The organism is Agrobacterium sp. LMR679 (assembly GCF_027157905.1).
GTDB lineage: Bacteria > Pseudomonadota > Alphaproteobacteria > Rhizobiales > Rhizobiaceae > Agrobacterium > Agrobacterium leguminum.
In genome coordinates, this window is sequence record NZ_JAPVOJ010000002.1 from 1,257,630 (window position 1) to 1,284,262 (window position 26,633).

The following is a 26,633-nucleotide window of genomic DNA, read 5'->3' on the forward strand; positions in this document are numbered from 1 at the left end:
ACTAAACTCTAGGCTGGCCGCCCGGATGATCGCAACATCCATAACCGAAACGGATGCAAAGGAAAATGCCGTGCGAATCGCTCTCGTTGCCGCTCTTCAGGCGCTGGTTCTCTTGATGTTTCCGGTGGCGCTCTCGGCGCAGCAGCAGCTGGTGAACGACCCCGAGATCTACGAGAAGGACCATTTCCGCAATGAGTGCAAGGTGGCGGCCTTCGGCGACGATTTCGTCACGCGGCTGGATATCAACAATGACGGGCTGATGGACGCCGTCGTCAATCACGGCGTTCTCGATTGTGATGGCGAAAAGGGCCGCAGCTGCGACGACGAGGGATGCCCCTATAATTTCTATGTTCAGGTGAAAGAGGGCGGTTATCTGATGATCGCGACAGCCCGGATTTACGACTATGATTTCATCAAGCGCTTTGGCAACATGGTTTTCGTGCTGAAGATGCATCCGCGTTATTGCGAGCGTACCGACAAGGAACCCTGCCTGATGACGGTGCGGGTGCGCGGCACGAAATTCGTCACCATCTCGCGAAAGTGACGGCGACGATTTTCAGGGCGTAATCCGCCGGATTTTGACCCTTTGATTATAGCGCTGGCGAAGCGAGCGCGGAATGATGAAGGTGGCGATGGCGACGGCGAAAACCGTGGCCGCAACTACCCAGAGGGCATTCGATTGCAGCGTGGCGGCGAGAACGGCGCCGCAGATCGCGCCGCATATCATGCCCAGCCAGGGCACGATCTGAATGCCCCAGTCGAGGCTTCGTTCGCCGAGAAGAAAACGACCGATGCCGCGGCCGAAGCGGGAAAGCGCGCCGGTCACATAGGTAAGCCCGATTGGCAGTCCCTCAATGTGCTCAACGGCGGCGTTGACCATGCCCATGGCGAAAACGACGAGATAAAATTGCGCAAGAGCGGAAGTCTCGCCGCCGAGCAGCGCGGCAATTGTTACCAGCAATCCCACCGCCATCAGAACGGCGAAGATGCGCCGGTCGAACTTATGCGCCACCACGATGCCGCCGGCATTGCCCGCCACGAAAGCAACGATCGCGAAAAGCAGTTTCGCGGCGTGGGAATAGAGGCCAGCCTCTATCGAGACTGCGGCGCGCGTGGTGTTGCCGGTCATGAAGGACACGAAGTCGCCTGAAATATGCAGGCCCACCGCATCCGTCATGCCCGCGATGAAGGAAATGGCGGCAACCAGCGCAATTCCGGTTCCGGTTCGCCTTGCCCTGATGATGCTGCGACGTCTTTGTCTGGTCATGGAAAGCTCGATATGGAAAAACGGCGGGCCTGCGCGCGGGACAGTGTTATCCTATCTCTAGAATGCCGGACGGTGCATCCGCAATCTTTCTGGAGGCCTTCGGAAGCTTCTATTTTGTCTAGACAAATATAAAATCCCTGCCTACCATGCCTCAAATAAAGCGATAAACAGCATCGCACAAAAATAAATCAAAAGGGGTTCAGATCATGAAGAAAACATGGGTACTCGCCACAGTCGCCGCGCTCTTTTCATCCGCTTCCGCCTATGCCGAGACGTCGGTGACGATTGGCATGTCCGGCTGGACCGGTTTTGCGCCGTTGACGCTCGCCAAACAGGCCGGCATTTTCGAAAAGAACGGTCTGAAAGTCGATATCAAGAAAATCCCGCAGGCGAGCCGCCATCTGGCCCTTGCTTCCGGTGACATCCAGTGCGCTGCCACTACGGTGGAAACATGGATCGCGTGGAATGCCAATGGCGTGAAATCCACCCAGATTTTCCAGATGGACAAGTCGCATGGCGCCGATGGCATTGCGGTGCGCAGTGATGTTGCCAAGGTCGCGGACCTTAAGGGCAAGACGGTTGCCGCTTCCGCGCCGGGCACCTCCCCTTATTTCTTCCTTGCCTGGATCCTCAAGGAAAACGGCCTCACCCTGAAGGACGTCAAGGTCGTCAACCTCGAGCCGGGACCGGCCGCGCAGGCATTCGTTGCCGGTCAAAATGATGCGGCCATGACCTATGAGCCCTATCTGTCTACTGTCCGCGCCGCCCCCGACAAGGGCAAAATCCTCGCCACGACGCTGGATTATCCCGCTGTCATGGATACGTTCGGTTGCACCCCGGATTTCCTGAAGGCCAATCCGCAGGCGGCGAAAGCACTGGCGGACAGCTATTTCCAGGCGCTCGAGCTCATCAAGGCCGATCCCGAAAAGTCCTATGCGACGATGGGCGCGGATGTGAAGCAGACCGGCGAGGCCTTTGCCGCTTCGGCAAAGTTCCTCGAATGGCAGGACAAGGCCGCCAACCAGAAGTTTTTCGAGGGTGAATTCAAGACATTCTCGGAAAAATCGGCGGACCTGCTGCTGGAAATCGGCGTGATAAAGTCGAAACCCGATCTTTCGACCCTCGCGGATACGTCCTTCATTAAGTAACAGAAAAGGCGGCCGCGTTCCCTGCAGGGAATATTGCAGCCAAAGACAGGTGAGTGCGTCGATTGTGCGTCGCGAAACGCGCACGGCGCTCCGATGGCGCGGCGAAGGTGCCGCGCCGGTTTTCCGGACAGGGGACAGATGCAACCTCTTCAACCCATTAGGAACAGCACGAGAATTGCTCTCGGCATCCTGTTCTTCGTGCTGTTTTTTTCCGCCTGGGGCTTTGCCACGCTGGGCGGCTTCGTTTCGCCGACCTTTCTGGCCGACCCCATCACCATGCTGAAGGACGGCATCTACCTGCTCACCGATCAGGGTTTTGCCAGCGATATCGGCATGACGATCTGGCGCGTGGTGGGCGGTTTCGTGCTGGCATCGCTCATTGCCGTGCCGGTCGGCATCGCCATGGGGGCCTATAAGCCCATCGAGGCGCTGCTGGAGCCCTTCGTCTCCTTCGCGCGCTATCTGCCTGCTTCCGCCTTCGTGCCGCTCCTCATTCTCTGGGCCGGCATCGGCGAGATGCAGAAGCTGCTGGTGATCTTCATCGGCGCTGTGTTCCAGATCATCCTGATGGTGGCCGTGGCTGTCGCCGGCACAAGACGGGATCTGGTGGAGGCGGCCTATACGCTTGGTGCGAAGGACCGGGGCGTTGTTCGCCGTGTTCTCATTCCCGCCAATGCGCCCGATATTGCGGAAATCCTCCGTCTCGTTCTCGGCTGGGCCTGGACCTATGTCATTGTCGCGGAACTGATCGGCGCCTCCTCGGGTATCGGCTATATGATTATCAACAGCCAGGCGCTGATGGCGACCGGGCAGATCATCTTCGGCATCATCGTCATCGGCATTATCGGTCTTATTTCGGACTTCGCGTTCAAATCGCTGAACCGGAAGCTTTTCGCCTGGAGGCTTGCCTGATGAGCGAACTCGTTATCAAGGGCGTCAGTCGCACTTTTCCGGGTGTGCAGGGCGGGCAGCCGACGCTGGCCCTCCAGCCCACCGATCTGGAAATCCCCCGCAATGATTTCGTCACCATCCTCGGCCCGTCGGGATGCGGAAAATCGACCTTGCTGCGCATCATCGCCGGTCTCGACCGCCCGACGACGGGCGAAGTGCTGCTGTCCGGTAGGGCGGTGACGGGGCCGGGGGCGGATCGCGGCATGGTGTTCCAGTCCTATACGCTGTTTCCCTGGCTGACGATCCGCGAAAACGTCGCCTTCGGCCTGCGCGAACGCGGCGTTGCCGAGAAGGAAAAATGGGAGATTGTCGATAGCTATATCGACAAGGTCGGCCTGCGCGGCTTCGAGAACCATTGGCCGAAACAGCTCTCCGGCGGCATGCAGCAGAGAACGGCCATCGCCCGCGCCCTGGCGAACGGCCCGAAAATCCTGCTGCTCGACGAGCCTTTCGGCGCTCTCGACAACCAGACGCGCGGGCTGATGCAGGAATTGCTGCTCGGTATCTGGGAGCGGGAGCAGAAGACGGTCATTTTCGTCACCCACGATATCGAAGAGGCAGTTTTCATGGCGTCGCGTGTGGTGACCATGTCCGCAAGGCCGGGTCGCATCAAGTCGATCACGCCGGTCGACCTGCCGCATCCGCGTCACTACACCGTCAAGGCCAGTCCGGAATTTTCTGAGCTGCGCGCCAAGCTTACGGAGGAAATCCGCAGCGAGGCGATTGCCGCCGCTGCCCATGGATAGTTGATCAGGCAAAGGGGAGGATAAAAGCATCGGGATGAGGAGCACAGGCGCCGATCTTCAGGAAAAATCGCTGCACGAGCGCATCCGCAATGATGTCGAGCGTCATATCATGTCGGGCGAGTGGCCGCCGGGATACCGCATTCCCTTCGAACACGAGATGACCCGCCAATATGCCTGTTCGCGCATGACGGTGAACAAGGCTCTCGGCGAATTGGTGCAGCGCGGACTGATCGAAAGACGCCGCCGTCTCGGCACCTTCGTTCGCCAGCCCCATGCGCAATCGGCCGTTCTGGAAATCCACGATATCGAGCGGGAGGTGCAGGCGCTGGGTCTGGTCTACGGTTACCGTCTCGACAAACGACGGCTGCGCCCTGCGGGGGAAGAAGACGGCGCGGCCATGGCGCTTGCCGCCGACGCCCCGGTCCTGGAACTCACCTGCACGCACTTCGCCGGCGGCGTTGCCTTTTGCCTTGAGGAGCGCATCATCAATGTCACCGCCGTTCCGGAGGCGGAGGCCGCGGATTTTTCACAGATCGGGCCGGGGACATGGCTGCTGAAAATGGTGCCCTGGAGCGCTGCCGAACATCGCATCAGCGCCGTTTCCGCCGACCGTAAAAATGCAGCCGCGCTCGGTATTGCTTCCGGTGCTGCCTGTCTGGTCATCGATCGGCGGACCTGGCATGGGGCGGATTATATCACCCGTGTCCGTGTCACCTATCCCGGTGACCGTCATGCCCTCGTTGCGCAGTTTTCGCCCTCGCAGAGCAGCTGAAGGCCTTTGATCTGTCAATTTTTTGTAAAGAAGAGTTTACGGGTCGTCTTTTGACAATATAATAGTTGTCAAAAGAACTCAGGTTTATTATCGGAACGTCAAGCTTTCACGACGGTATCCGTTCATGACCCCGGTTTTCAGGAACCGGTCAATCTGCGGATGAGTTCATCGACGGAAATCCGGGATAAAAATTATGTCAGCTGAGACCTCAACTTCTTCCGCATCCTTCAACAAGGCAAACACAACAAGGCATCTCTCCCTTGCCATGACTGTCACCTTGCTGGCTGGCTTGAGTGCTGGCGCGGTTTTCGCTCAGACGGCACCGGAAACCCAGATACAGCCCGCACCGCAAACGGAAGCGGTTCAGCCGGTCGCTCCTGCGACGCCGAGCGCTCCGGCGGCCACGCCCGTCCAGCCTTCCGCGACTGTACCGGAACAACCGGCCGCCACCGCACCCTCGCAGCCTCAGTCAACTCAGCCCGCACCGGTCCAGCCTGCGCCCGCTCAGCCCGCGACGAATACCGCACCGGGCGCCGAAGGTCTGGCACCGCAGCCGACGCAGGCCGAGCAACCCGCACAGACGGGCCAGACGACCGCGCCGAATGAAGCCGCGACCCCGATAGAGCCTGTCAGCACCGAGCCCGCGAGCGCCGAACATCGTGCGGATATCCCGCACAACCTTTCTCCCTGGGGCATGTTCATGGCGGCCGACTGGGTCGTGAAGGGTGTCATGATCGGCCTTGCCTTCGCATCTCTGGTCACGTGGACGGTCTGGGTTGCGAAGTCTATTGAGCTTGCGGGTGCGCGGGTGCGCGCCGGCGCGACGCTCAAGGTCATTCGCAGGGCAAAAACCCTGACCGAGGCCACCGAGGCCGTCGAAAAGAAGGGCGGGCCGGCAGCACTGATGCTGCGCATGGCAACTCATGAAATGCAGCTTTCCGATGCGGTGGTCGAACACACGGATGGCGGCGGTATCAAGGAGCGTGTCTCTTCGGCGCTGTCGCGTATCGAAACCCATGCCGGTCGCCGCATGTCGCGCGGAACGGGTGTTCTTGCGACCATCGGTTCCACCGCTCCCTTCGTCGGTCTGTTCGGCACCGTCTGGGGCATCATGAACTCCTTCATCAGCATTTCGGAATCGCAGACGACCAACCTTGCCGTCGTCGCGCCGGGCATTGCCGAGGCGCTGCTCGCCACCGCCATCGGCCTTGTCGCCGCCATTCCGGCCGTGGTGATCTACAACGTCTTCGCCCGCTCCATCACCGGTTACCGCCATCTGCTGGCGGATGCCGCAGCCGGTGTGGAACGCCTTGTCAGCCGCGATCTCGATTTCCGCCGTATTCCGCCGGGCAGCACCAGTAAGCCCGCAGTATCGCTGGTTGGACGGTGATCGGCCATGGCTGGCGGTATTCGCGAAAATAGCGGAGACGATCTCTCCGAAAACCACGAGATCAATGTTACGCCCTTCATCGACGTGATGCTGGTTCTGCTCATCATCTTCATGGTGGCGGCACCGCTCGCCACCGTCGACGTGAATGTCGATCTGCCCGCATCCACCGCAAAGCCGGCGGAACGCCCGGAGGAGCCGCTTTATCTGACGGTCAAGGACGATCTCTCGCTCAATCTCGGTAATGATGCGGTTGCCCGCGAAGCATTGGCGGCCGCCATCGACCGGCAGACGGGCGGCAAGAAGGATACGCGCATCTTCCTGCGGGCCGACAAGGCGGTCGATTACGGCCACTTCATGGAAATCATGAACCTGCTGAGAGATGCCGGTTATCTGAAGATCGCCCTTGTCGGGCTGGAAAACGCGGCTGCCGCATCGCAGCCCGCTGCCGCTGGCCAACCCGCAGCGCCGGGAACCGCGCCATGACTGAAAACGGCTACCCGCAGGCCCGGCATTCCCGTATCGGGGAAGTGACGCTGTGGTCCGCCGCGGCGCTGCTCATGCTGGGCGTTCACGCCGGTTTTGCCTATTATCTCATGCAGGAGCCCGAGGAGCTGGATGCCGGCGGGCCGCCGCCTGCCGCTATCATGATCGAAATGGCGGCGATACCGGAAGCCGTCAAGACCGAAGAAACGACCCCGGCGCAGGATGTCGAAGACGCCGAAGAGGTGAAGAGCGACAGCAGCGAACCGGTGGAGGAAGCCGCCCCGGAAGAGCCGCCGCCACCGGAACCGGTTGCGGAAACGCCGCCGCCGCCAGAGCCGGTGCAGCCGCCCGAACCGCCGGTCGAGGAGATCGTCGAACCGCAGGAAATTCCCGAACCCGTGGAGCCGGTCGATCCCGTTCAGGAGCAGATGATGGCGGAACTCGAAAATGTCGAGGTCCCTCTGCCCGTCATGCGTCCTCCGCCGCCGCCCGTCGAAAAGAAGGTGGAAAAGAAAGAGCCGGAAGAGAAGAAGAAGGTCGAGCGCCAGCGTCCCAAACAGCAGCAAGCATCGGAACTGCGCGAAACGGCGAAGGCTGAAGCCCAGCAGTCCGACCGGACCGCGGCATCGCGCAGCAATGCCGGCTCCTTCTCATCCTCGTCCATGTCAAATGCCGATTGGGGTGCGAAAGTGCGCTCGGCGATGCAGCGGCGACTGGTGCGTTCGGCTGGAAAATCGGGAATGACCATTACGGTTTCATTCAAGATAGACAGCGGCGGTTCCGTCGGCGGTGCGAGGATTATTTCATCCACCGGTGACTCGGCGATGGATCAGAAGCTTCTGGCCGTCATACAAAGAGCGTCCGTCTCGCCGCCGCCGCCAGGCGCAAATACGAGTTTTACGCTGCCGATTCTTTTCAAGTAGGATGAAGCAGCCCGACCGCATAGGGCCATCCCGACTCTGGAGAGGATGGGATGCCCGATTTATTTTCCATGTTGATTTGCAGCGACCGTATACCGCAAAGTAGGACCAATCCGTCCCATCGCATGCAAGCCAACAGGAATCACGAAAATCATGAAATTCTCAATCGCAGAGGCGGAGGATCTCGTATCCTCTATCTTTGAGCGCAACGGCGTTCTGCCGCAAAACGCCCGTTCGGTGGCAAAGGCGCTCGTCGCCTCCGAGGCGGCCGGCCAAGGTGGTCACGGTTTTCGCCGCATCCCCGTTTATGTCCGGCAGGCGCGGGTTGGAAAGGTCGATGGCAAGGCGAGTCCGGTGACGACCCGCGTGAAGCCGGGCGTGCTCTCGGTCGACGCCAATCACGGCTATGCCTATCCGGCGATCGATTGCGCCCTTGAGGAGTTGCCGGACATGGTCCGGCAGCAGGGCATTGCGCTTGCAGCGATCCACCGCTCCCATCATGCGGGTGTGATGGCGCTGACCGTCGAACGCCTCGCCGAAATGGGTTTTGTCGCGCTCATGTTCGCCAACGCCCCGGCATCCATGGCCCCCTGGGGCGGCAGCAAACCGCTTTATGGAACCAATCCAATCGCCTTCGCTACCCCCGTCAGCGGCGCCGATCCGCTGGTCATCGATCTCGCGCTCTCCAAGGTCGCGCGCGGAAAGATCATGGCGGCCCGCCAGAAGGGTGAAACCATCCCCGGCGACTGGGCGCTCGACCGAAACGGCCGGCCGACAACCGATCCCGAAGAGGCCATAGAGGGAACCATGGTGCCCGCAGGTGAGGCCAAGGGCGCTGCGCTGGCTTTGATGGTGGAGATCATGGCCGCTGCGATTACCGGCGGAAACTTCGCATTCGAGGCATCTTCCCTTCTCGACGACAAGGGGCGCCACCGTCTCTCGGCCACACGATCATCGCCATAGACCCCGTATCCTCGGGTGGCGCGACCTTTACCGAGCGGCTGGCGCTCATCGCCGGCGAGATAGAAAAGCAGGAAAATGTGCGTCTGCCCGGCCGCCGCAGCCAGGGGATTCGCAGGCAGGCGCTGGAAAGCGGCATCGTGATCGAAAGCGATATTCTGGCCGAAATTCAATCGCTCTGATGCGACAATAAAACCCGGCGGGTCGAATATGACCCGCCGGGCAAACCGTAAAGCGCTGCTTTGCATTTGCGTCGAATAGGGCTGGACATCATGTCCAGCCCGCTTTGGTCCGCCATCCCGCCATTAACATTGAAGGATTTTGACGCAGAAAGCCGCTCATTCGGTTTTCAGCTTACGGCAGGGGACGTCTCACGTAAGCTTGGATGGATCAGGTGGCGATTATGCGTCCTGCTCGATAAGGCCGCGCAGCAGGGCAATGCTGACGGCATTCAGCAGATTGGCCGCACCCAGCCTGTGGCGCACCCTTTCCAGAGTGTCCTTCACGTCCGCTTCGTCCGCGCCGGTTATCAAGGCGACGTGGGACGGATGCTTGCCCCGCGCGACCAGCCCCAGATAATGCCGCTCACGCTCCGAAAGGATGATTTCACGCGTCTGGCGATGTTCATGCGGCGTATTTGAAGACATTTTCTTTCAGCCTTAAAAGAGATTGGCCTTCCCGGGGCGCGATCAGTCAATGATTCATTCCCCGAAACCAGCTCGTTTACCGCTCTGTCTATACGCGAACAGAAACGCTAATTTCGCCAATAGGTTTCATCTGGCATCGGTAATTATGCAATAAAGGGCCGCTTTCGCAGCCAGCCGATCCTGACGCGGACGCTCTATTCTCTGCATTGAAAGGAACTGCAACATCGATATTGCCAGAGACCACAACCGGTCTGGCGTGAAATGCAGCTTCAAAGCTCTGGAATGTTTTCGTCACACCCCGAAGGATATGCGGCGCTCTAATAGGCGATGTACCTCACCGATAGAATAACATCGCGCGCCAAGTTTTTCGTTTTATTGTTATGTTTCGGCACACAACGCGATGAGTGCCGACATATTTCTCAAATCTAATGCGTCATTTCGAAATATTGATGCCGTCAACATGTATCATCCGGCGGAATGATGCGCGTGTTTCTTGCGAATGTCGGTCGGTGTCGCCCCGAACCAGCGGGAGACGGAACGCGAAAACGCACCGGGTGTCGAATAGCCAAGCCTGTAACTGATGTCGGATACCGGAAGATCGCTTTCCACGAGGAGTTTGAAACCGGCATTTTTGCGAATGGCATCCTTTATCTCGTTGAGATTGGTGCCGAGCTCTGCGAGCCGCCGTTGAAAACTCCGCTCCGACAGGTTGAAATAGGGAGCGATCTCGCCGAGCGAAAGCTCGGCATCCGACAGACGCATCTGCATATACCGCTTCACCTGATCAATGAAATGGGTCGCGTCCGCCGATGTTTCCGGTCGCAACATGCGGCATTGCAGGTTCATCAGCTCGAACAGCCGCTCATCCGCATTCGGATTGACCACGTCGAGAAGCGATACCGGCAGACGCATGGTATGGATGGGCTGGGAAAAACTGACGCGCCTGGTCATTCTTTCTTTAAATAGCTGAATATTATTCGGTTTCGGCCGCTCCAGACCGATCTCGATCTGGTTGATGCGATCTCCGAGAATATCACGGAGACGCTGTACCAGGACGGCGAGCGACAAATCCACATATTGATCGCGTTTGGCGATAACCGGCGCGAAGGACCATGACAGGGTTACCTGCGTGGCATCCGTTACCATGGTGAAATTGCTGTTATTGGTCGCGTAATAAACATGGTCCTGAAGAAAACGCAGGAATGCCCTTACCGTCGGTGCGCTGATCAGCCCATATCCGAACGCGCCGGATGCACCCGCTGGAAAGGTGGAGGCGCATTGTAGACCGAAGGCGTCGTCGCCGGAAATCAGTGCGCAGGTTTCGAGCAGGCGGGAAAATCTATCGAGGCTGATGCGTTCCGTCAGGCTGCTGAATGTGGCTGGATCAATGTCCAGAGCCTTGCAGATCGGCGCGATATCGATGCCCCGTGACCGGGCATAATTGCTGACGCCGGCAGCCAGACCGGCCACCACACTTATCTCGTCACTGACCCTCTTCTCGGGCATCCCTCGCCTTGGCGTACCATGTTTGGAAATTGTCGCCTGATGGTAAGCCTTGAAAGAGCGTTTGTCGAGCAGCCGGGCTCCGGGATTTTAAGTGCGGTCGGTATCTGCGCTTTGCTCCAGCACCTGCATGATGGCTTGGCCGGCATCTTCGATAGCGCCGCTATTATCGACGGTCGTGACGTCGAAATTTCCAGCGACCGTCAGCGAACTGCGTTCCAGCCGCCGAAGAATATCGTCCCGGCTTTCCCGCCCGCGCTGCTCCAGCCGCCTTGCCAGCACCTCCGGCCGCGCAACGATGTTCAAGACCTTAAGACGGGAAAAGGCGGTGCCGAAATGCGGCAGGGCGGAACGCGAACCGTTGGCGATGACCACGTCTCCCGCATTGAGATGACGATAGACAGCGGCCGGGATGCCATATTTCAGCCCATGCGCCTGCCAGGACACCGCGAAGGCGCCCTCATCTTCCAGCCGGTTGAACTCGTGCATCGAAACGGCATCGTGGTTTTCACCCCCCGCATCGCCGCTGCGGGTAATGACGCGGCGGGTGAAGTGAAAGCCCGGCCGTCCGCACAGTCGCGCTGCGGCATAGTCCATCAGCGTGTCCTTGCCGGCCCCGCTCGGGCCGACAATCACGATCATCGTGCCGGGCGATGCCGCGCGCCGGCTATCCTGCCCATCGTGGGTCATGCCACGCGCTTGCCCTGACGCCAGACAGAACGGGCGACCGGCACACCATCCTCGCGGTGAACCCGGACCAGATCGGCCCGCAATCCCGTCGCGATACGACCGCGATCAAGAAGGCCGACGGTGCGCGCCGGCGTGGCGGTGACCATGCGCAGCGCTTCCGGCAGGCTGATGGCTTCTACCTGATCGGCGAGCAGGAATGGCGCGAAGAGCAGGCTGAAGGGCACATAGTCGGAAGAAAGAACATCCAGCACGCCGATCTCGGCAAGATCGCGGGCGGCGATGTTGCCGGAATGGGACTTGCCGCGAACGATGTTCGGCGCACCCATCAGCACGCTCATGCCGGCGCTGTGTGAGGCTTTTGCGGCTTCGACGCTGGTGGGGAATTCCGCCAGTTTCACGCCGTGGCCGATAGCCTCGCCGACATGCGCTTCGGTGGCGTCGTCATGGCTCGCGACGGTAATGCCGCGCTCGGCGCAGCGGGCGGCCAGATAATCGCGGTGCTTGGCGGAATATTCCGCCGACGCCGCCTGCCGACGCCGCACGAACTCGGCGAAAGCCTCGTCGCTCAGCCCACGCTTCTTCTGGTAATAGAAGATATATTGATCCATCGACTGGAACTGGCGCTGCCCCGGGGAGTGGTCCATCAGGGAAATCAGCCGCACGCGCGGATCGGTTTCGAAGTCTTCGAAATGTTCCAGCACATCCGAGGAGGCGACTTCACAGCGCAGATGCAGCAGATGATCCGAACGAAGGCGGTTCTGATCCGCCGCGGCCTCGATGGCGTCAGCCATTTCGCGCATTTCACCCTTCTTGAACCCGCCGTCTTCATCCGAACCGAGCCGCAGGCAGTCGAACACGGTGGTGATGCCGGAGGCGGCCACCTGTGCGTCATGGGCCTGAATGGCGGCGATCTTGTCCCAGATCACGCCGGGGCGCGGTGAATAATGCTGCTCAAGATGGTCGGTATGCAGTTCCACCAGACCCGGGATCAAATAATCACCTTCCAGGTCTTCGCCGGTTTTGGAAGCACCTTCGCTGATATCGGCGATCTTGCCGTCACGGATCAGGACGGAGCCCAGAATAATATCGTCTTCCAGAACGATACGGGCATTGGAAAGGGCGTGCTCGGTCATGGGTTCGCATCTTTCTTTGGTTGCTGGCCAAGGGGGTGCCAGCTGTGAACGGTAAAGGGCGCGCCGCGCGTTTCTTCAATGAACAAGGCGAGGCCGGAAATGCTGAGAGGTCGATCGGTGAATTCGGAAAACCGCGCCGAAAGCACCTCGTGCATGGCGGGCTGCTCGCTCTCGTCGATGCGGCCGGTCAGCGTCATGTGAAAACGGAAATCATCCATGACATGCGGATAACCCCAGAGAGACAGATTTTGCCGCTGGCTCTCCGTCAGCATCTGTGGCCGCCGACGGGCAATATCGGTCTCGGACAGGGGTGCGCGAAACCGGTCGAAATGATCGACGATCTCGGCGGCAAAATCCTGCAGCGGCTGATAGGTGCGGTCTGGGACCAGTGCGAAAAAGGGCCCGAGCGCACCGACGACGACACGTGGAATCTCGAAGGCGGATTGGCTTGCCGCGAAATCTTCGAAGGCTGAGAGCAGCTCCGCCTCGCTGTATTTTTTGGCAAGCTCGAAAGGAGCCTTTAGGGTCGCGTGGAAACCGTAACGGCGTGGCTCCTCCGTCATATCGGCATAGTCGTCGTGGTCGTCATGCAGCGTGCCGGAAAATGCGTTGCGGCCCAGCCAGCGTGACGCAGCCTCAGTCAGCGGGTGATCTTTAGCCGGAGAAAAATAGATGGCATAGCGCACGGCAAGCACTCTTCAGTGTCATGGGAGACCAGGGATGAGAAGCTATTTGGCGTGACTCGCCGGCTTCCCGCAAGGTCAGTAGTGCGAGGTAATTGGTTTCCGTGACAGAATGATGATGCCGAAGGAAAAAAGCGCATTGGAAATGCGGCAAGCTTCCGAATGTGCAGAAGACACAGGCAGAGATGATGACGGGATACGGCCGGCATAAATCGGGACTGCGCGAGTGTCCGGCGGAGATGACGAACATCATGGCGACGTTCGCCATTCCATCCCTTCAGACCTAGCGCTGTGTTTTGCCGATCAGGCGTGAACGCAGCGAATTGGAGATGTGGTCGAACAGGAAAACGACGAAGAGGATGAGCAGGACCATATAGGCGACCTTGTCCCAGTCGGCATTGGTGCCCATCGCTTCCAGTAGTTTCAGACCGATGCCGCCGGCGCCCACCGCCCCGATGATGGTGGCGGAGCGGGTGTTGCTTTCCCAGAAATAGAGTGACTGCGAAATGAAGACCGGCAGGACCTGCGGCAGCACACCGAAACGGTTGACCGCAATCGGAGACGCGCCGACCGATTTGACGCCCTCGCGCTGCTTGTCGTCGACATTTTCCAGCGCCTCGGCATAGACCTTGCCGAGCGCGCCGGTGTCGGTGAAGAAGATCGCGGCAATGCCCGGGATTGGTCCGGGCCCGAAGCTGCGGGTGAAGAACAGCGCCCAGATCAGCATGTCGATGGAGCGCAGGAAGTCGAACAGGCGCTTCATGCCCCAGTTCGCAGCCTTGTTGGCGGTGATGTTGCGCGCCGCGATGAAGGCGAGCGGCAGGGCGACGAGCGTGCCGAACAGCGTGCCTACGAAAGCCATGACCAATGTCTGCATCAGCTTGGAGAGAATATCGGCATGCTGCCAGACGCTGTTGTCGAGGAAATCATCGACCATGTGGCCGATATTGGAGCGCTCGGGATCGAGCCTTTCTCCCCACAGCGCCAGCGCAGCGAGTTCGCCATAGCCCTTGCCCCAGAATTCCGATTTGGTGTCGAACAGGAAATTAGCCCATCCGAGGAACCGGCGCTGCACATAGACCTGACTGGTGCGAATCTCCGCCTGACCGGCAAAGCCGTAATGCACGAGAACTTTCTTGCCATCCTGCTGAATTTCGTCGGGCAAGCCCTGCGGTGCGACCGCCGCATCGTCGTTGATGATGACAGGGTAGTTCTTGCCGTCGACATAAACATCCACCCGGGTCGGGGTCACGTCGAGTCGGTTTTCCATGCTTCCATAAATGACGCTATAGCCGCCACCCGGCAGGGGCTGCAGCCAGTCGATCTTTGCATCGACCGGATATTGGCCGCGGCTCGACCATTGCGGCTCAACCTTGCCGTCTTCGAAGCGCAGGCGCGGCTGGGCACGCCAGGAATACCAGTCCTGAATATAGCTCGAGGCGCGATCCCAACGGCCCTGCATGAAGGCTGGACCGACATTGAAGAAGAAAAAGCAGCCGATGAGATAGACAGTGACGGCGAGAAGGCCGACGAGCAGACCATATCGCTGCATGAAACTGCGGTTGAACACTTGCGGATGTGCGGCCGTCAGCCTCTCGCGGGCGGCGGTGTTGAGAATGAAGCTGGACGACATCAGGCCGCTCCCCGTCCGAATTCGAAGGATTGATGGCCGATCAGCCTGCGGCGCAGCCAGCCGGAAAACTGGTCGACGGCGATGATGGTGATCAGCAGAAGGATGATGATGGCATAGGTCTTCGACGCATGATCGTTACCGATCGACAGCCGGAAGACCTCGCCGATACCGCCGCCGCCCACGGCACCGATGATGGTGGAGGCGCGCACGTTGATTTCGGCGCGCAGCAGCGCGTAAGAGACGAAATTGGGCAGAACCTGCGGCACGATGGCGAAGCGCACCCGTTCCAGCCAGTTGGCGCCGGCGGCGCGCAGGCCTTCATCCGGCTTCATGTCGGCATTTTCCACCACTTCGAAGAACAGCTTGCCCAAAGCACCGATCGTGTGGACAGAAATCGCGATAATCGCGGCGATTGGACCGATGGATAGTATGGCGGTCAACAGCCCGGCGACGACGATTTCCGGGAAGGCGCGCAGCACTTCCATGACCCGGCGCACGACCCAGCGCACGATCCCGGCGCCGACGAGATTGGTGGAGGCAAAAAAGCAGAGCACGAAGGCAAAACTGGTGCCGATGATTGTCGAAACCAGCGCGATGTTGAGCGTGATGATCAGCTGATAGATGAAGTGCGGGATGTAGAAGCTGTCAGTGATGTAAACACGATCCGCGACGTAATTATATTTCAGCGAACCGTCCGCATAGGGTGACGGAAGGTCGAACATCGCCCGGAAAATTTCAAGCGGGCTGTCCGGCACGAAGGTTTTCATGAAGTCGAAGAAATAGGGCAGGCGCTCGAAGAATTTGCCTGAATTGGCCGCGTTGGCAAAATTCAGTGAAGCGGCGAGGATGACGAGGAAGATCACAAGCGAAATAACGGTATAAATCCGTCTTGTCGCAAGCTGCTGTTGATAATGACGCATCACCGTCTGGGACGATGCGCTCAATCCCTTGGGGGCGAGGGTGCCATGATGCAGTGTGGTCGTCATGCCGCTTTTCCTTTATTGGCAAAAGCGGCGGCGCCGCAAGGCACCGCCGCTTCCGGGTATGATCGCAGGATCAGCCGCCGATAACGGACTTACGGGCGTCGATGATCGTCTGGTAGAAGGACGGATTGACCTTGATGTAGGCGGTGTTCTTGCCCTGGGTGAAGCCCTGGAAGCAGGCCAGATCCTTCTTCGGCAGTTCCATGAAGAAGTCTTCGACCTTCTGCTTCATCGCATCGCCGAGCTTGTTGGTGACCATCAGCGGGCCGTTCGGGATCAGCGGCGACTTCCAGACTTCGACGATATCGTCCATGTCGAGGTTGCCCTTCTTGACCATCTGGTAGAGGTTGCCGGCGGTGTAGCCTTCTTCCCACTTGCCGACGCCCGAACCGAAGGTGGTGCCGACGTCGAACTTCTTGTCGAGAACGGCGAGAACGAGGTTCTCATGGCCGCCGCCGAAGCCGGTTTCGGAGAAGTATTCCTTGACCGGAACGCCGGTTTCCTTCGGGATAGCCACGTTCGGGACGAGGAAGCCGGAGGTGGAGTCGGGGTCGGCGAAGCCGATCTTCTTACCCTTGGCGTCAGCCAGCGTCTTGATACCGCTGTCCTTGCGGGCAACCATGATCGTGTAATAACCGGTCGAACCGTCAGCGCCGGCTGTGGTCAGGATCGGATCGACGGCCTTCGGATCGGCAAGAGCGATCTTGGCATAGGAGGAAGCGCCCATGGAAGCGATATCGATGGTGCCGCCGAGCAGACCCTGGATAACGCCGTTATAGTCCGGCGACGGGAAAACCTGAACTTCGGAAACGCCGGTCGCGGCCTTCAGGCCATCGGCAACGCACTTGGTGTTGCGGATCTGGTCGGCTTCGTTTTCGGAACCGTCGAGACCGATGCGCAGAACCTTGACGTCCTGAGCCATGGCGGAACCGGCCAGAACGCCAAGGGCGACTGCCGAAAGAAGGACTTTCTTCAACATGGACTTTCTCCTGTTTCCCGGCGAGCCGGAGTTTGTTGTGAAGTATCGGCCCTTGACGCGGGCGCAAACGATGCTGAGCGGTTCCTCAGAGCCCGGCGAGAGCGAGCGGTTCGGGGCCGGCAGATTGCTGCACCGGACGCGCGGGAAGCTGCGCGCCGGGAATGTTGATGCTGGTCGAGGTCATGGTCTCATCGATGCCCGACCCCTGCGAATCGGTTCCATAAATCTCCGTAACGGCCGCAGCCGTCAGCTCAGTAGGGGTTCCATCGAAAACGACGCGGCCCTGAGACATGCCGATGATGCGTTCGCAATAATTGCGCGCCGTATCCAGCGTATGCAGGTTGGTAATAACGGTAATGCCTTCGCGCTCATTGATGTCACGCAATGCGTCCATGACGATCTTGGCGTTCAGCGGATCGAGGGAGGCGATCGGCTCATCGGCCAGCACCATCTTAGGAGACTGCATCAGCGCGCGGGCAATGGCGACGCGCTGCTGCTGACCGCCGGAAAGCGTGCCGGCAGCCTGCATGGCCACATGTTCGATGCCAAGCCTTTCCAGGGCGGCTATCGCCATCAGGCGCTCGTCATTGGTGAAGATGTTGAACAGGCTGAGCGCCGTTGAACGGTGGTTGAGGCGACCGAGCATCACATTGGTGAGAACATCGAGGCGCGGCACCAGATTGAACTGCTGGAAAATCATGGCGCAGTCGCGCTGCCAGCTGCGAAGCGCAGCACCCTTCAGCGCCGAAACTTCCGTGTCGTTGAAATGGATGGAACCAGAGGACGGATCGACGAGGCGGTTGATCATGCGCAGCAGCGTCGATTTTCCCGCACCCGAGCGTCCGATAACGCCAACCATCTGGCCCTGCGGAATTTCGACATTCACGGAATCGACCGCAGTGTGGTTGCCGAAACGGCGCGTGACTTGCTTCAGGTGAAAGCTCATTTCCCCGTCCAATCTTCTTTTTGACGGGGTTCGGCGTAACAGCGGTGCGTGAAGTGTGGATGTCAGTTTGATGAATAAAATATTACAGATTTCAAGGATCTCGCGTCCGCCTGTTTGCCGACAAAGCTTTCGGGAGCAATCTCGGACCGTTCAAATCCGCGTGTCTTTTTTGATCGCATAAACAAAAATCCCGGGTGTGTCCCGGGATTTGCAGGTGTTCGGCAGAGTGAGATTTCATCCGCCATATTTCGCGACGAAATCCTCGGCGTCCAGGCTGCGGAAATCGTCGAGAGCGACGCGCAATGTCGCGTGGTCCCAGTCCCACCACTTCAGATTATCCATTTGCCGGCCAAGTTCCGCCGGGAAGCGCTCCCGGATCAGCCGGGCGGGCACGCCGCCGACGATGGTATAGGGCGCGACGTCTTTTGAGACGACTGCACCCGCCCCGATCACCGCGCCGTTTCCGACCGTGACGCCGGGCAGGATCGTCGCACCATGGCCGATCCACACATCGTGGCCGATGATCACGCGTTTGGCGCGGCGCGCGGCGAAGAAGTCCGTCTCATCCTCCGCATCGTCCCAATAGCTGTGGGCACGATAGGTGAAGTGATGCAGCGTCGCCCGCTGCATCGGGTGATTGGTGGCGTTGATGCGGACGGAGGCGGCGATGTTGACGAATTTGCCGATGGTGGCGCACCAGATCGCACCATCCTGCATGACATAGGAGTAGTCGCCCATCTCGACTTCCTCGATGCGGCAACGTTCCGAAATTTCGGTATAGCGGCCAATCGAGGAATTGCTGACACGGGCGGTCTCATGGATGACGGGTTCCAGGCCGACCTTGACGCTCATGCCGCTGCCTTTCTGGGAGAAAACTGTGAGACGTCCAGAATGCGGTCGGCGACGGCTTCCCGCACCTCCTCGTCATGGAAAATGCCGAGCAGTGCCGTGCCCTTCTGTTTTTTCTCGACGATCATATCGACGACGACACGCCGGTTAAGGGCGTCCAGCGAGGCTGTCGGCTCGTCCAGAAGCAGGATCGCATGGTCGGTGATGAAACCGCGCGCGATATTCACGCGCTGCTGCTCGCCGCCCGAAAAGGTCGCAGGCGGGAGCGACCATAGTTCCCGTGGCAGGTTGAGCTTCGAAAGCAGCATGGCTGCATGTTCGCGGGCTTCATCGGCGGCAACCTTGCGCGCCAGAAGCGGCTCGGCGACGACATCTATGGCAGCGACACGCGGCACGGTGCGCAGGAACTGGCTGACATAACCGATGGTGCGGTGACGGATATCGAGGATCGTGCGTGGCGAAGCGTTGCCGATATCGACGACCTGGCCCTCATGACGGACGAGAATCTGCCCGCTGTCGATGGCGTAATTGCCATAGAGCATTTTCAGGATCGAGCTTTTGCCGATGCCGGAGGGACCGCCGAGCACGACGCATTCGCCGCCGCAAACGAAGAAATTGACATCGCGGACGACGGGCAATTCGATACCGTCGCGAAGATGCATGGTGAAGCTTTTGAAGACTTCCGAAACGATGAGAGGCGTCGGCATGGCGTCAAACCTGCAGAATAGAGGAAACAAGCAATTGCGTGTAGGGCTCGCGCGGATCGTCCAGCACCCGGTCGGTCAGTCCGTGCTCGATGACGTCACCGCCTTTCATCACCATCATGCGATGGGAAAGCAGCCGCGCCACGGCAAGATCATGGGTGACGACGACGACAGCGAGACCGAGATCGTTGACCAGACCGCGGACCAGATCGAGCAGGCGCGCCTGCACGGAAACATCGAGGCCGCCGGTCGGTTCGTCCATGAAGACGAGGCGCGGCGAGGTGACGAGGTTGCGGGCGATCTGCAGGCGCTGCCGCATGCCGCCGGAAAAGGCGCGCGGCTGGTCGTCGATGCGGTCGGTGCCGATTTCCACCCGTTCCAGCCATTCGCTGGCCGATTGCCTGATATTGCCGTAATGTCGGTTGCCGACGGCCATCAGCCGCTCGCCGACATTGGCGCCGGCCGAAACCGCCATGCGCAGCCCGTCCGCCGGGTTCTGGTGCACGAAACCCCAGTCGGTCCGCATCAGGAAACGTCGTTCGGCCTCGCCCATATGATATAGGTCACGCACCGAGCCGTCGCGCATGCGATATTCCACACTGCCCGCCGTCGGCATCAGCCGGGTGGAAATGCAGTTGAGAAGCGTGGTCTTGCCGGAACCGGATTCGCCGACAATGGCCAGCACCTCGCCCGGATAAAGCTCGAAGGAGACGTTGCGGCAGCCGGCGCGGTCGCCATAATATTTAGAAACGTCCCTGACTTTCAGAAGCGGTGCGTCGCTCATTCTGCGGCCTCCTTCACATCCGCCAGCATATGGCCCTTGTGGCCATGGGCGCGGCGGTCTTCGCAATGGTCGGTATCGGAGCAGACGAACATCCGCCCGCCCTTATCATCAAGCACCACCTCGTCCAGATAGACATTCTCCGCACCGCACAGCGCGCAGGGCTTGTCGAAGCGCTGGATTTCGAAGGGATGGTCCTCGAAATCGAGGCTGACGACGTCGGTATAGGGCGGCACGGCATAGATGCGCTTTTCGCGTCCTGCGCCGAAGAGCTGCAGGGCGTCCGAGAGATGCATTTTCGGATTGTCGAATTTAGGGGTAGGCGATGGATCCATCACGTAACGCCCGGCAACCTTCACCGGATAGGCATAGGTGGTGGAGATGCGTCCGTTGCGGGCGATATCCTCGTAAAGCTTGACGTGCATCAGGCCGTATTCCTCCAGCGCGTGCATGACACGCGTTTCGGTCTCGCGCGGTTCGAGGAAGCGCAAGGGCTCGGGAATGGGAACCTGATAGACGAGGACCTGACCCGAATGCAGTTCCTCTTCGGGAATACGATGCCGCGTCTGGATGATGGTTGCATCCCTGGTGCGGGTGGTGACGGCAACATTCGCCACCTTCTGGAAAAAGGCGCGGATAGAAACCGCATTGGTCGTGTCGTCCGCGCCCTGGTCGATAACCTTCAGCACATCCTCTGGACCGAGAATGGAAGCGGTTACCTGCACACCGCCGGTGCCCCAGCCATAGGGCATGGGCATTTCGCGGGAAGCGAAGGGAACCTGATAACCGGGAATGGCGATGGCTTTCAGGATCGCCCGGCGGATCATCCGCTTGGTCTGTTCGTCCAGATAGGCAAAGTTGTAGGCAGCCAGCCCGTCGTCAAATGAAACTTCTTCAAGCATTGCGCGTTAGCCTTGTGAAAAAAGGAGTACAAGCTCATGGAGATTGGAATTCTTGCAGCCGTGTTCTTTGCTGTCTTTGCAGCATCGACCGTCTTTTGCGCTTACTGGTTTGGCGAGCAGCACAGCCGCTGAGCTATTCGGCCGCATCGCCCATCCACTCCGCGCCATCGGCGTTGATCGCCTCGAAATCGGTGCGCATTTTCCTGACCAGACCGAGTTCGGCCTGGAAATCCACGTAGTGCGGCAGTTTCAGATGTTCGACGAAACCCGTCGCCTGAACGTTGTCGGCGTGTGAAATGACGAATTCCTCGTCCTGCGCGGGGGCCACGACGTCCTCGCCGAATTCGCCCGCCCGCAGCGCCCGGTCGACCAGCGACATGGCCATCGCCTTGCGCTCGCTCTGGCCGAACACCAGACCGTAGCCGCGCGTGAATTGCGGCGGCGCCTTGGCAGACCCCTTGAACTGGTTGACCATCTGGCATTCGGTGACCTGTATGTCGCCCAGCGAGACGGCAAAGCCGAGTTCCGGCACCTCCAGTTCCACCTCGACCTCGCCGATGCGGATTTCACCGACGAACGGATGGGTGCGGCCGTAACCGCGCTGCGTCGAATAAGCGAGCGCCAGAAGGAAACCCTCATCACCGCGCGCCAGCGATTGCAGGCGCAGGTCACGCGGCATTGGAAATTCCATCGGCTCCCGCGTCAGGTCGCCGGCAATATGGTCAGCCGGCATATCGCCGTCAGTTTCAATCAGCCCTTCCTGGGCCAGAATATCGGAAACCCGCATGACATGTTCCGGCTCGCCTTCGCGCTGGGTGGCTGTCTCAACGGCCTCGTCCTGGAGAAGCGAAGGATCGAGCAGGCGGTGTGTGTAATCGAAGGTCGGCCCCAGCAGTTGCCCGCCCGGCAAATCCTTGTAGGTCGCGGAAACACGCCGCTGCACCGTCATGTCAGCGGTATCGACCGGAACCGAATAACCGAAGCGCGGCAGCGTCGTGCGATAGGCGCGCAGCAGGAAGATGGCCTCGATCATGTCGCCGCGGGCCTGCTTGACGGCAAGGGCTGCAAGTGACTGATCGTAAAGAGACGCTTCCGCCATCACCCGGTCGACGGCGAGCGAAAGCTGCGAAACGATCTGCGCGACCGTCATGGCGGGCAGGTCGCGGTCTCCGCGCCGCTTGTCGGCCAGAAGCCGGTGGGCATTGGCAATGGCGGTTTCCCCGCCTTTGACAGCAACATACATCTTATGCCTCCACGGATTGAATGCGCGTCGTGCGCGGCAGGCAGACAAATCTGTCGGCGGATGTCAGGATGACGTCGACGCCGCGCGGGAAGATGGCGTTGTTCTCCGCCCACAGCCGCGGGAATATGTCCGGCAGGCCGGTGGGGCTGATGATGTTGACGTGGCGGATACCGGGGCCGGAGAGCAGCAATTCCCGCCCGCCATCCAGATCAGGCAACTCGATGATGAGCGTGGTGGAGCGGTCGGGATACTCCTGACTTCCCTGCGCGAAGAGACCGAAGGAGGCTATTGCGCTGCCCGCTTCGATGACGGCGAAATGTGCCGCACTTTTTTCCTCGGTCGGGACCGCACCGGTATGAAATCCGATCCAGCCGGGGACGGTGGTTTTCCGCAGGGCGCCGCTCAGCCAGACCGGCGTATCGTGATCGCAGAGCGCCAGCAGGACCGCGCCGGTGGCCGGGGCGAGAGGCGATGGCGGGGCGACTGCGGTTTCGATTGTCTGCGGCGTGCCCGGCCGGGCCATGCCATCCATGAGTTTCTTGAAAATCCGTTGGGAATCGAAGACGGCGTCGGAAAAACCGCCCGTCAATGCTTCGGCCTTGACGCTCATCAATCTTCTCCTCGAACCATGGTGAAGAAATCGACCCGTGTTGCAGCGGTTTCTTTTGCTTTCCTGTCCTTCTCCTCGGCCAGTCGTTTCTCGACCGGTGAAAGAAGCTCGGTCTCGACAAAGCTGCGGGTCGGGCTTTCCTGCCAGAGCGCATCGAAAACGGCGGCGTACCAGGCCTTCTTGCGTCCGGTGCCGAGAACATGGGCGTGACCGACGGTGCCTGAGGCAAGCTTGACGGTTGCCCGGGTCACGGTCGTCTCGCCCAGATTGAAGGGTGCGCCGCCGCCGCCGATACGGCCCTTGACCATGACGAGCCCGGTTTCCGGGCCGCGCACATTTTCCGTCCGGGGGCTCTCATCCTGCCGGCTCCAGACGGCTTCGAGCTCGTGCACGGTGGCGCGGGCAAGAAGCGCCGCCACCCGCTTTCTGTCTGCATGCAAATCCGCAGTTTCGCTAATCATCGCTTGACCTCTAATGTCTATTGATATAGACAACTATACAATATAAGTTACATTTAACGTTGATGAATGACAAGCGTGTGACATGGGCCCTTCGGCAGCGATGAAAAGAAAGAACGGCGTGGCGCTCTGGCGGCAGATCGCCGACAGGATCAGAGGCGAGATCGCGGCGGGCGATCACGATGAAACCGGCATGTTGCCGCCGGAAATGACCCTGGCCGAAAAATTCGGCGTCAACCGCCATACCGTCCGAAGCGCCATTGCGGCGCTGGCCAGCGAAGGTATTCTCGAGCCGATGCAGGGGCGCGGGACCATGATCGCCCGCAAGGAGCGCCTGAGTTTTCCGATTTCACGGCGCACGCGATTTACGGAGGGCATCGGCGATCAGGTTAAGGAAATGGAAGCGCTGCTTCTTTCCCACACGACCGAACCGGCCAATGCCGATCTGGCGGCGCGGCTGCAATTGCCGGCGGGTGCGCCGCTCATACGTCTCGAAACGCTCCGCAAGGCCGATAACCGCCCGGTGTCCCGCTCGACCACATGGTTTCCGGCCGATCGTTTCGCCGGAATAGGGGAGGCCTATCAGAAGAGCGGCTCGATAACCGCTGCCTTCAATATGCTGGGCGTGGCGGACTACGTGCGTATTTCCACCGTCATTTCCGCCAGCCATGCGGATACGCAGGATCTGGCCGATCTCGAATTGTCGCCGGGCGCGATCCTGCTTGTTACTCAAGCATTGAACGCCGATATGGATGGCGTACCGGTACAATATGCCATCAGCCGCTTTTCGGCCGATACGGTCGAATTCACGGTGGAGAATTAAGCCGAAAGCTTACTCCGCCTGCGAAAGCCCCAGCACATCCAACATCGAATAGAAGCCCGGCTTCTTGTCGAAGGCCCAGACGGCTGCAGCAATCGCGCCGCGTGCGAAAATGGAGCGGTCGCCGGCATAATGCGAAAGCTCCACGCGCTCGCCCTCTCCGGCGAAGATCACCGAATGTTCGCCGATCACCGAGCCGCCACGCAGCGTGGCAAAACCGATGGTCCCCGCTTCACGCGCACCCGTATGCCCGTCGCGCACGCGAACGGACGATGTGGTGAGATCGACCTTGCGGCCCGCCGCCGCCGCCTCGCCGAGCAGAAGGGCGGTGCCAGAGGGCGCATCCACCTTGTGCTTGTGGTGCATTTCAAGGATTTCGATATCCCAGTTCTGCGCATCCAGCGCCTGCGCCGCCTGCTGTGTAAGAACACTGAGCAGGTTGACGCCGAGGCTCATATTGCCCGACTTGACGATGCGCGCATGACGCGATGCGGCCTTGAATTTTTCCTCGTCCGCCGGTGAGCAGCCCGTGGTGCCGATCACATGCACGATGCGGGCCTGCGCGGCGAGGCCGGCAAAGGTGACGCTGGTTGCCGGCGAAGTGAAATCGATCACCCCTTCTGCGTGGAGAAATGCCTGCAGCGGATCGCTGGTGATCTCGACGCCGATCGGGCCGAGGCCGGCGATCTCGCCGGCATCGCGGCCGACAAAGGCCGAGCCTTCGCGCGCGACGGCGGCATGCAGCTGGACGCCGGGCATCTGGTGAATGAGGCGGATCAGCGCCTGTCCCATGCGGCCCGCCGCGCCGACCACCACCAGTTTCATGCCGCTGCTGCCCATGCTGTCACTCACTTTTCATCTCGGACGGATCGATATCCGCCGGTATCTGTCGTTTGATGTTTTCTACAGCGACGTTAAAGACCGCCCGCCCGCTTCGCAAGCATCACATAAGAACAGGCCGGGCGATCAAGCCCTCCAGCGTCGTCCGTCCAGCGACAGGCCGAAATCGGACGGCGTTCTCGAATAGGTGGCAAGCCCGGAAAGAGCCGCCTGCGGATGGGTGACCACGAAGGTCGGAATGGTCCGCATCAGCGCGCTGTGCGGCGCCTTGTCTTCGAAGGCGGCCCGGAATTCCGGGCTCTTCAGCGCCGGAATGATCTTCTGCGAAATGCCCCCGGCTAGATAGACACCGCCCTTGGCCATGAAGATCAGCGCGAGGTCACCGGCCACGCGGCCGAGATAGGTGCTGAAAAGGGACAGGGTCTCTTTCGCCTGCCGGTTATCGCCCGAAAGCCCCTGCGAGGTAATGTCGGCCGGATCGGAAAAGACAGGCTCGACGCCATCGGCGGTGCAGACCGCCCGGTAAAGATTGACCAGCCCGCGCCCGCACAGGATCTGCTCCCCGGCGACACGGCCCTCGATGGTTTCGATATGCGGGAAAACCGCATAATCACGCGCGCTTCTCGGGCCGATGTCGATATGGCCGCCTTCGCCGGGCACCGGGAACCACATATGACGGGCGTAAACCAGCCCGGCGACGCCAAGCCCCGTGCCCGGTCCAAGAACGGCGCGCGATGCCAGCACATCCTTGCGGCCGGAGCCGATGGATTCCCGGTTGTCGTCGTCAAGTGCTGCAATCGCCAGAGCCTGCGCCTCGAAGTCGTTGATGACGATGACATCCTTCAGGCCGAGATTGGCCAGCATATCCTTCGGCTTGACGACCCAATGGCAGTTGGTGAGCGGAATCTCGTCACCTTCGATCGGGCCGGCGATCGCCAGAATGGTCGAGACAGGCTGCAGCGAGGTCTTGTCCAGAACCGCCTGCTGGATGGCGTCGTCGATGGTCGGATATTCCGCTGTCTTCACGGTGGTGAGGTGCACCGGTTCGGCAAAGGAATCGATCAGAATGGAAAAGCGGGCATTGGTGCCGCCGATGTCGCCAAGAAGGATCGGAAAGGACAGATATTCGGTATCGGACGTCTTCGGCATTGCCTGTTCCATGTTGGGAGGTTCAGTTGGCGACGTGGAAGTCGATGAGATTTTCTGCGGTGGCGCGGTTGAGCGCCATGGGAATATCGTAAACCGTAGCAAGCCGCGTCAGCGCCTTCACATCCACGTCATGGGGCATGGCTGTCAGCGGATCGGTGAAGAAGATCAGCATGTCCACCTCGCCGGTGGCGATCATCGCGCCGATCTGCTGGTCGCCGCCAAGCGGACCGCTTTTGAGGCGAATGACTTCAAGACCCGGACAGGCTTCCTGTACCCGCCCGCCCGTCGTGCCAGTGGCGACGATCCTGAAGTCGGAAAGCGCTTTCTGGTGATGACGGGCGAAATCCGCCATATCGTCCTTTTTCTCGTCATGAGCGATGAGCGCGATACAGCGTTGTCCTTCCATGGTCCCAGCCCGTTCCATCAAGAATTAAATCGATTTG

The 26,633-nt window shown here is 60.0% G+C and carries 29 protein-coding genes and 1 pseudogene; 10 read left to right on the forward strand and 20 right to left on the reverse strand.

Going from position 1 to position 26,633, the window contains the following annotated elements; all coding sequences use genetic code 11:
* Positions 1-25: 25 nt before the first annotated feature.
* Positions 26-544: a hypothetical protein gene (locus tag O3W47_RS16735; RefSeq protein ID WP_003524381.1), complete on the forward strand. Its 519-nt coding sequence runs from the start codon at positions 26-28 to the stop codon at positions 542-544.
* A gap of 12 nt (positions 545-556) precedes the next feature.
* Here O3W47_RS16735 and O3W47_RS16740 read toward each other — a convergent pair whose 3' ends face one another.
* A complete protein-coding gene (locus O3W47_RS16740) occupies positions 557-1,267 on the reverse strand; it encodes a YoaK family protein (RefSeq protein WP_149742755.1) in 711 nt (236 codons plus the stop codon).
* Positions 1,268-1,473: 206 nt separating this feature from the next.
* Here O3W47_RS16740 and O3W47_RS16745 point away from each other — a divergent pair, with 206 nt between their 5' ends.
* From O3W47_RS16745 to O3W47_RS16780, 8 genes and pseudogenes are all read left to right on the forward strand, one after another.
* Complete coding sequence (locus tag O3W47_RS16745) at positions 1,474-2,415, forward strand: ABC transporter substrate-binding protein (protein ID WP_065654746.1); 942 nt, start codon at positions 1,474-1,476, stop codon at positions 2,413-2,415.
* A gap of 138 nt (positions 2,416-2,553) precedes the next feature.
* On the forward strand, positions 2,554-3,327 hold the full coding sequence (locus O3W47_RS16750; RefSeq protein ID WP_059759013.1) for an ABC transporter permease: 774 nt from the start codon (positions 2,554-2,556) through the stop codon (positions 3,325-3,327).
* Positions 3,327-4,112: an ABC transporter ATP-binding protein gene (locus O3W47_RS16755; protein WP_020809178.1), complete on the forward strand. Its 786-nt coding sequence runs from the start codon at positions 3,327-3,329 to the stop codon at positions 4,110-4,112. The genes O3W47_RS16750 and O3W47_RS16755 overlap by 1 nt, the downstream gene beginning before the upstream one ends.
* 34 nt (positions 4,113-4,146) lie before the next feature.
* The gene (hutC, locus tag O3W47_RS16760) at positions 4,147-4,884 is read left to right on the forward strand and encodes a histidine utilization repressor (protein ID WP_137452520.1); all 738 of its coding nucleotides are present in this window, start codon (positions 4,147-4,149) and stop codon (positions 4,882-4,884) included.
* A gap of 193 nt (positions 4,885-5,077) precedes the next feature.
* Positions 5,078-6,274: a tonB-system energizer ExbB gene (exbB, locus tag O3W47_RS16765; RefSeq protein WP_170985796.1), complete on the forward strand. Its 1,197-nt coding sequence runs from the start codon at positions 5,078-5,080 to the stop codon at positions 6,272-6,274.
* A 6-nt stretch (positions 6,275-6,280) separates the two neighbouring features.
* Positions 6,281-6,757, forward strand: coding sequence for a TonB system transport protein ExbD (gene exbD / locus O3W47_RS16770; RefSeq protein WP_080818355.1), 477 nt, complete (start codon positions 6,281-6,283; stop codon positions 6,755-6,757).
* Complete coding sequence (locus O3W47_RS16775) at positions 6,754-7,680, forward strand: energy transducer TonB family protein (protein ID WP_269314189.1); 927 nt, start codon at positions 6,754-6,756, stop codon at positions 7,678-7,680. Before exbD ends, O3W47_RS16775 begins: the two co-directional genes overlap by 4 nt.
* A gap of 150 nt (positions 7,681-7,830) precedes the next feature.
* Positions 7,831-8,819 (forward strand): annotated as a pseudogene (locus O3W47_RS16780) (Ldh family oxidoreductase).
* 219 nt (positions 8,820-9,038) lie between these two features.
* Here the strand turns inward: O3W47_RS16780 and O3W47_RS16785 are convergent.
* The 16 genes from O3W47_RS16785 to phnG form a co-directional block, all read right to left on the reverse strand.
* Positions 9,039-9,284: a LuxR C-terminal-related transcriptional regulator gene (locus O3W47_RS16785; protein ID WP_080818350.1), complete on the reverse strand. Its 246-nt coding sequence runs from the start codon at positions 9,282-9,284 to the stop codon at positions 9,039-9,041.
* 465 nt (positions 9,285-9,749) lie between these two features.
* Positions 9,750-10,790, reverse strand: a complete 1,041-nt coding sequence (locus O3W47_RS16790; RefSeq protein WP_003524402.1) for an AraC family transcriptional regulator — start codon at positions 10,788-10,790, stop codon at positions 9,750-9,752.
* Positions 10,791-10,877: 87 nt separating this feature from the next.
* Positions 10,878-11,477 (reverse strand): phosphonate metabolism protein/1,5-bisphosphokinase (PRPP-forming) PhnN, encoded by a 600-nt coding sequence (phnN, locus tag O3W47_RS16795; RefSeq protein ID WP_170985795.1) that lies wholly within the window; start codon positions 11,475-11,477, stop codon positions 10,878-10,880.
* Complete coding sequence (locus tag O3W47_RS16800; protein WP_020809169.1) at positions 11,474-12,610, reverse strand: alpha-D-ribose 1-methylphosphonate 5-triphosphate diphosphatase; 1,137 nt, start codon at positions 12,608-12,610, stop codon at positions 11,474-11,476. Before O3W47_RS16800 ends, phnN begins: the two co-directional genes overlap by 4 nt.
* On the reverse strand, positions 12,607-13,305 hold the full coding sequence (locus O3W47_RS16805; RefSeq protein WP_269314190.1) for a DUF1045 domain-containing protein: 699 nt from the start codon (positions 13,303-13,305) through the stop codon (positions 12,607-12,609). Before O3W47_RS16805 ends, O3W47_RS16800 begins: the two co-directional genes overlap by 4 nt.
* A gap of 271 nt (positions 13,306-13,576) precedes the next feature.
* Complete coding sequence (phnE, locus tag O3W47_RS16810; RefSeq protein WP_269314191.1) at positions 13,577-14,926, reverse strand: phosphonate ABC transporter, permease protein PhnE; 1,350 nt, start codon at positions 14,924-14,926, stop codon at positions 13,577-13,579.
* On the reverse strand, positions 14,926-15,912 hold the full coding sequence (phnE, locus tag O3W47_RS16815) for a phosphonate ABC transporter, permease protein PhnE (protein ID WP_269314192.1): 987 nt from the start codon (positions 15,910-15,912) through the stop codon (positions 14,926-14,928). Before phnE (O3W47_RS16815) ends, phnE (O3W47_RS16810) begins: the two co-directional genes overlap by 1 nt.
* 70 nt (positions 15,913-15,982) lie before the next feature.
* Positions 15,983-16,888: a phosphonate ABC transporter substrate-binding protein gene (phnD, locus tag O3W47_RS16820; RefSeq protein ID WP_269314193.1), complete on the reverse strand. Its 906-nt coding sequence runs from the start codon at positions 16,886-16,888 to the stop codon at positions 15,983-15,985.
* Between the two features lie 85 nt (positions 16,889-16,973).
* Positions 16,974-17,834: a phosphonate ABC transporter ATP-binding protein gene (phnC, locus tag O3W47_RS16825; protein WP_035264410.1), complete on the reverse strand. Its 861-nt coding sequence runs from the start codon at positions 17,832-17,834 to the stop codon at positions 16,974-16,976.
* Between the two features lie 234 nt (positions 17,835-18,068).
* Positions 18,069-18,686 (reverse strand): transferase hexapeptide repeat family protein, encoded by a 618-nt coding sequence (locus tag O3W47_RS16830; RefSeq protein ID WP_137004203.1) that lies wholly within the window; start codon positions 18,684-18,686, stop codon positions 18,069-18,071.
* Positions 18,683-19,390 carry a phosphonate C-P lyase system protein PhnL gene (gene phnL / locus O3W47_RS16835; protein ID WP_137452515.1) on the reverse strand — a complete coding sequence of 236 codons (708 nt, stop codon included), beginning with the start codon at positions 19,388-19,390 and terminating at the stop codon, positions 18,683-18,685. Before phnL ends, O3W47_RS16830 begins: the two co-directional genes overlap by 4 nt.
* 4 nt (positions 19,391-19,394) lie before the next feature.
* Positions 19,395-20,171 (reverse strand): phosphonate C-P lyase system protein PhnK, encoded by a 777-nt coding sequence (gene phnK, locus O3W47_RS16840; RefSeq protein ID WP_003524419.1) that lies wholly within the window; start codon positions 20,169-20,171, stop codon positions 19,395-19,397.
* Positions 20,168-21,070, reverse strand: a complete 903-nt coding sequence (locus tag O3W47_RS16845; RefSeq protein WP_137452514.1) for an alpha-D-ribose 1-methylphosphonate 5-phosphate C-P-lyase PhnJ — start codon at positions 21,068-21,070, stop codon at positions 20,168-20,170. The genes phnK and O3W47_RS16845 overlap by 4 nt, the downstream gene beginning before the upstream one ends.
* Before the next feature lie 133 nt (positions 21,071-21,203).
* Complete coding sequence (locus O3W47_RS16850; RefSeq protein ID WP_137452513.1) at positions 21,204-22,313, reverse strand: carbon-phosphorus lyase complex subunit PhnI; 1,110 nt, start codon at positions 22,311-22,313, stop codon at positions 21,204-21,206.
* Between the two features lies 1 nt (position 22,314).
* Positions 22,315-22,923 (reverse strand): phosphonate C-P lyase system protein PhnH, encoded by a 609-nt coding sequence (gene phnH, locus O3W47_RS16855; RefSeq protein WP_170985793.1) that lies wholly within the window; start codon positions 22,921-22,923, stop codon positions 22,315-22,317.
* Positions 22,923-23,384, reverse strand: a complete 462-nt coding sequence (gene phnG / locus O3W47_RS16860; RefSeq protein ID WP_269314195.1) for a phosphonate C-P lyase system protein PhnG — start codon at positions 23,382-23,384, stop codon at positions 22,923-22,925. Before phnG ends, phnH begins: the two co-directional genes overlap by 1 nt.
* A gap of 82 nt (positions 23,385-23,466) precedes the next feature.
* On the opposite strand from phnG, the gene phnF reads away from it, so the two are divergent.
* The gene (gene phnF / locus O3W47_RS16865; protein WP_080818329.1) at positions 23,467-24,204 is read left to right on the forward strand and encodes a phosphonate metabolism transcriptional regulator PhnF; all 738 of its coding nucleotides are present in this window, start codon (positions 23,467-23,469) and stop codon (positions 24,202-24,204) included.
* A 9-nt stretch (positions 24,205-24,213) separates the two neighbouring features.
* On the opposite strand, the gene dapB is transcribed toward phnF, so the two are convergent.
* The 3 genes from dapB to O3W47_RS16880 form a co-directional block, all read right to left on the reverse strand.
* Positions 24,214-25,041, reverse strand: coding sequence for a 4-hydroxy-tetrahydrodipicolinate reductase (gene dapB / locus O3W47_RS16870; RefSeq protein WP_269314853.1), 828 nt, complete (start codon positions 25,039-25,041; stop codon positions 24,214-24,216).
* A 126-nt stretch (positions 25,042-25,167) separates the two neighbouring features.
* A complete protein-coding gene (locus O3W47_RS16875) occupies positions 25,168-26,190 on the reverse strand; it encodes a glucokinase (protein WP_269314196.1) in 1,023 nt (340 codons plus the stop codon).
* A gap of 22 nt (positions 26,191-26,212) precedes the next feature.
* Entirely contained in the window at positions 26,213-26,596 is a 384-nt protein-coding gene (locus O3W47_RS16880; protein WP_269314197.1) for a methylglyoxal synthase, read from the reverse strand.
* Positions 26,597-26,633 lie beyond the last annotated feature (37 nt).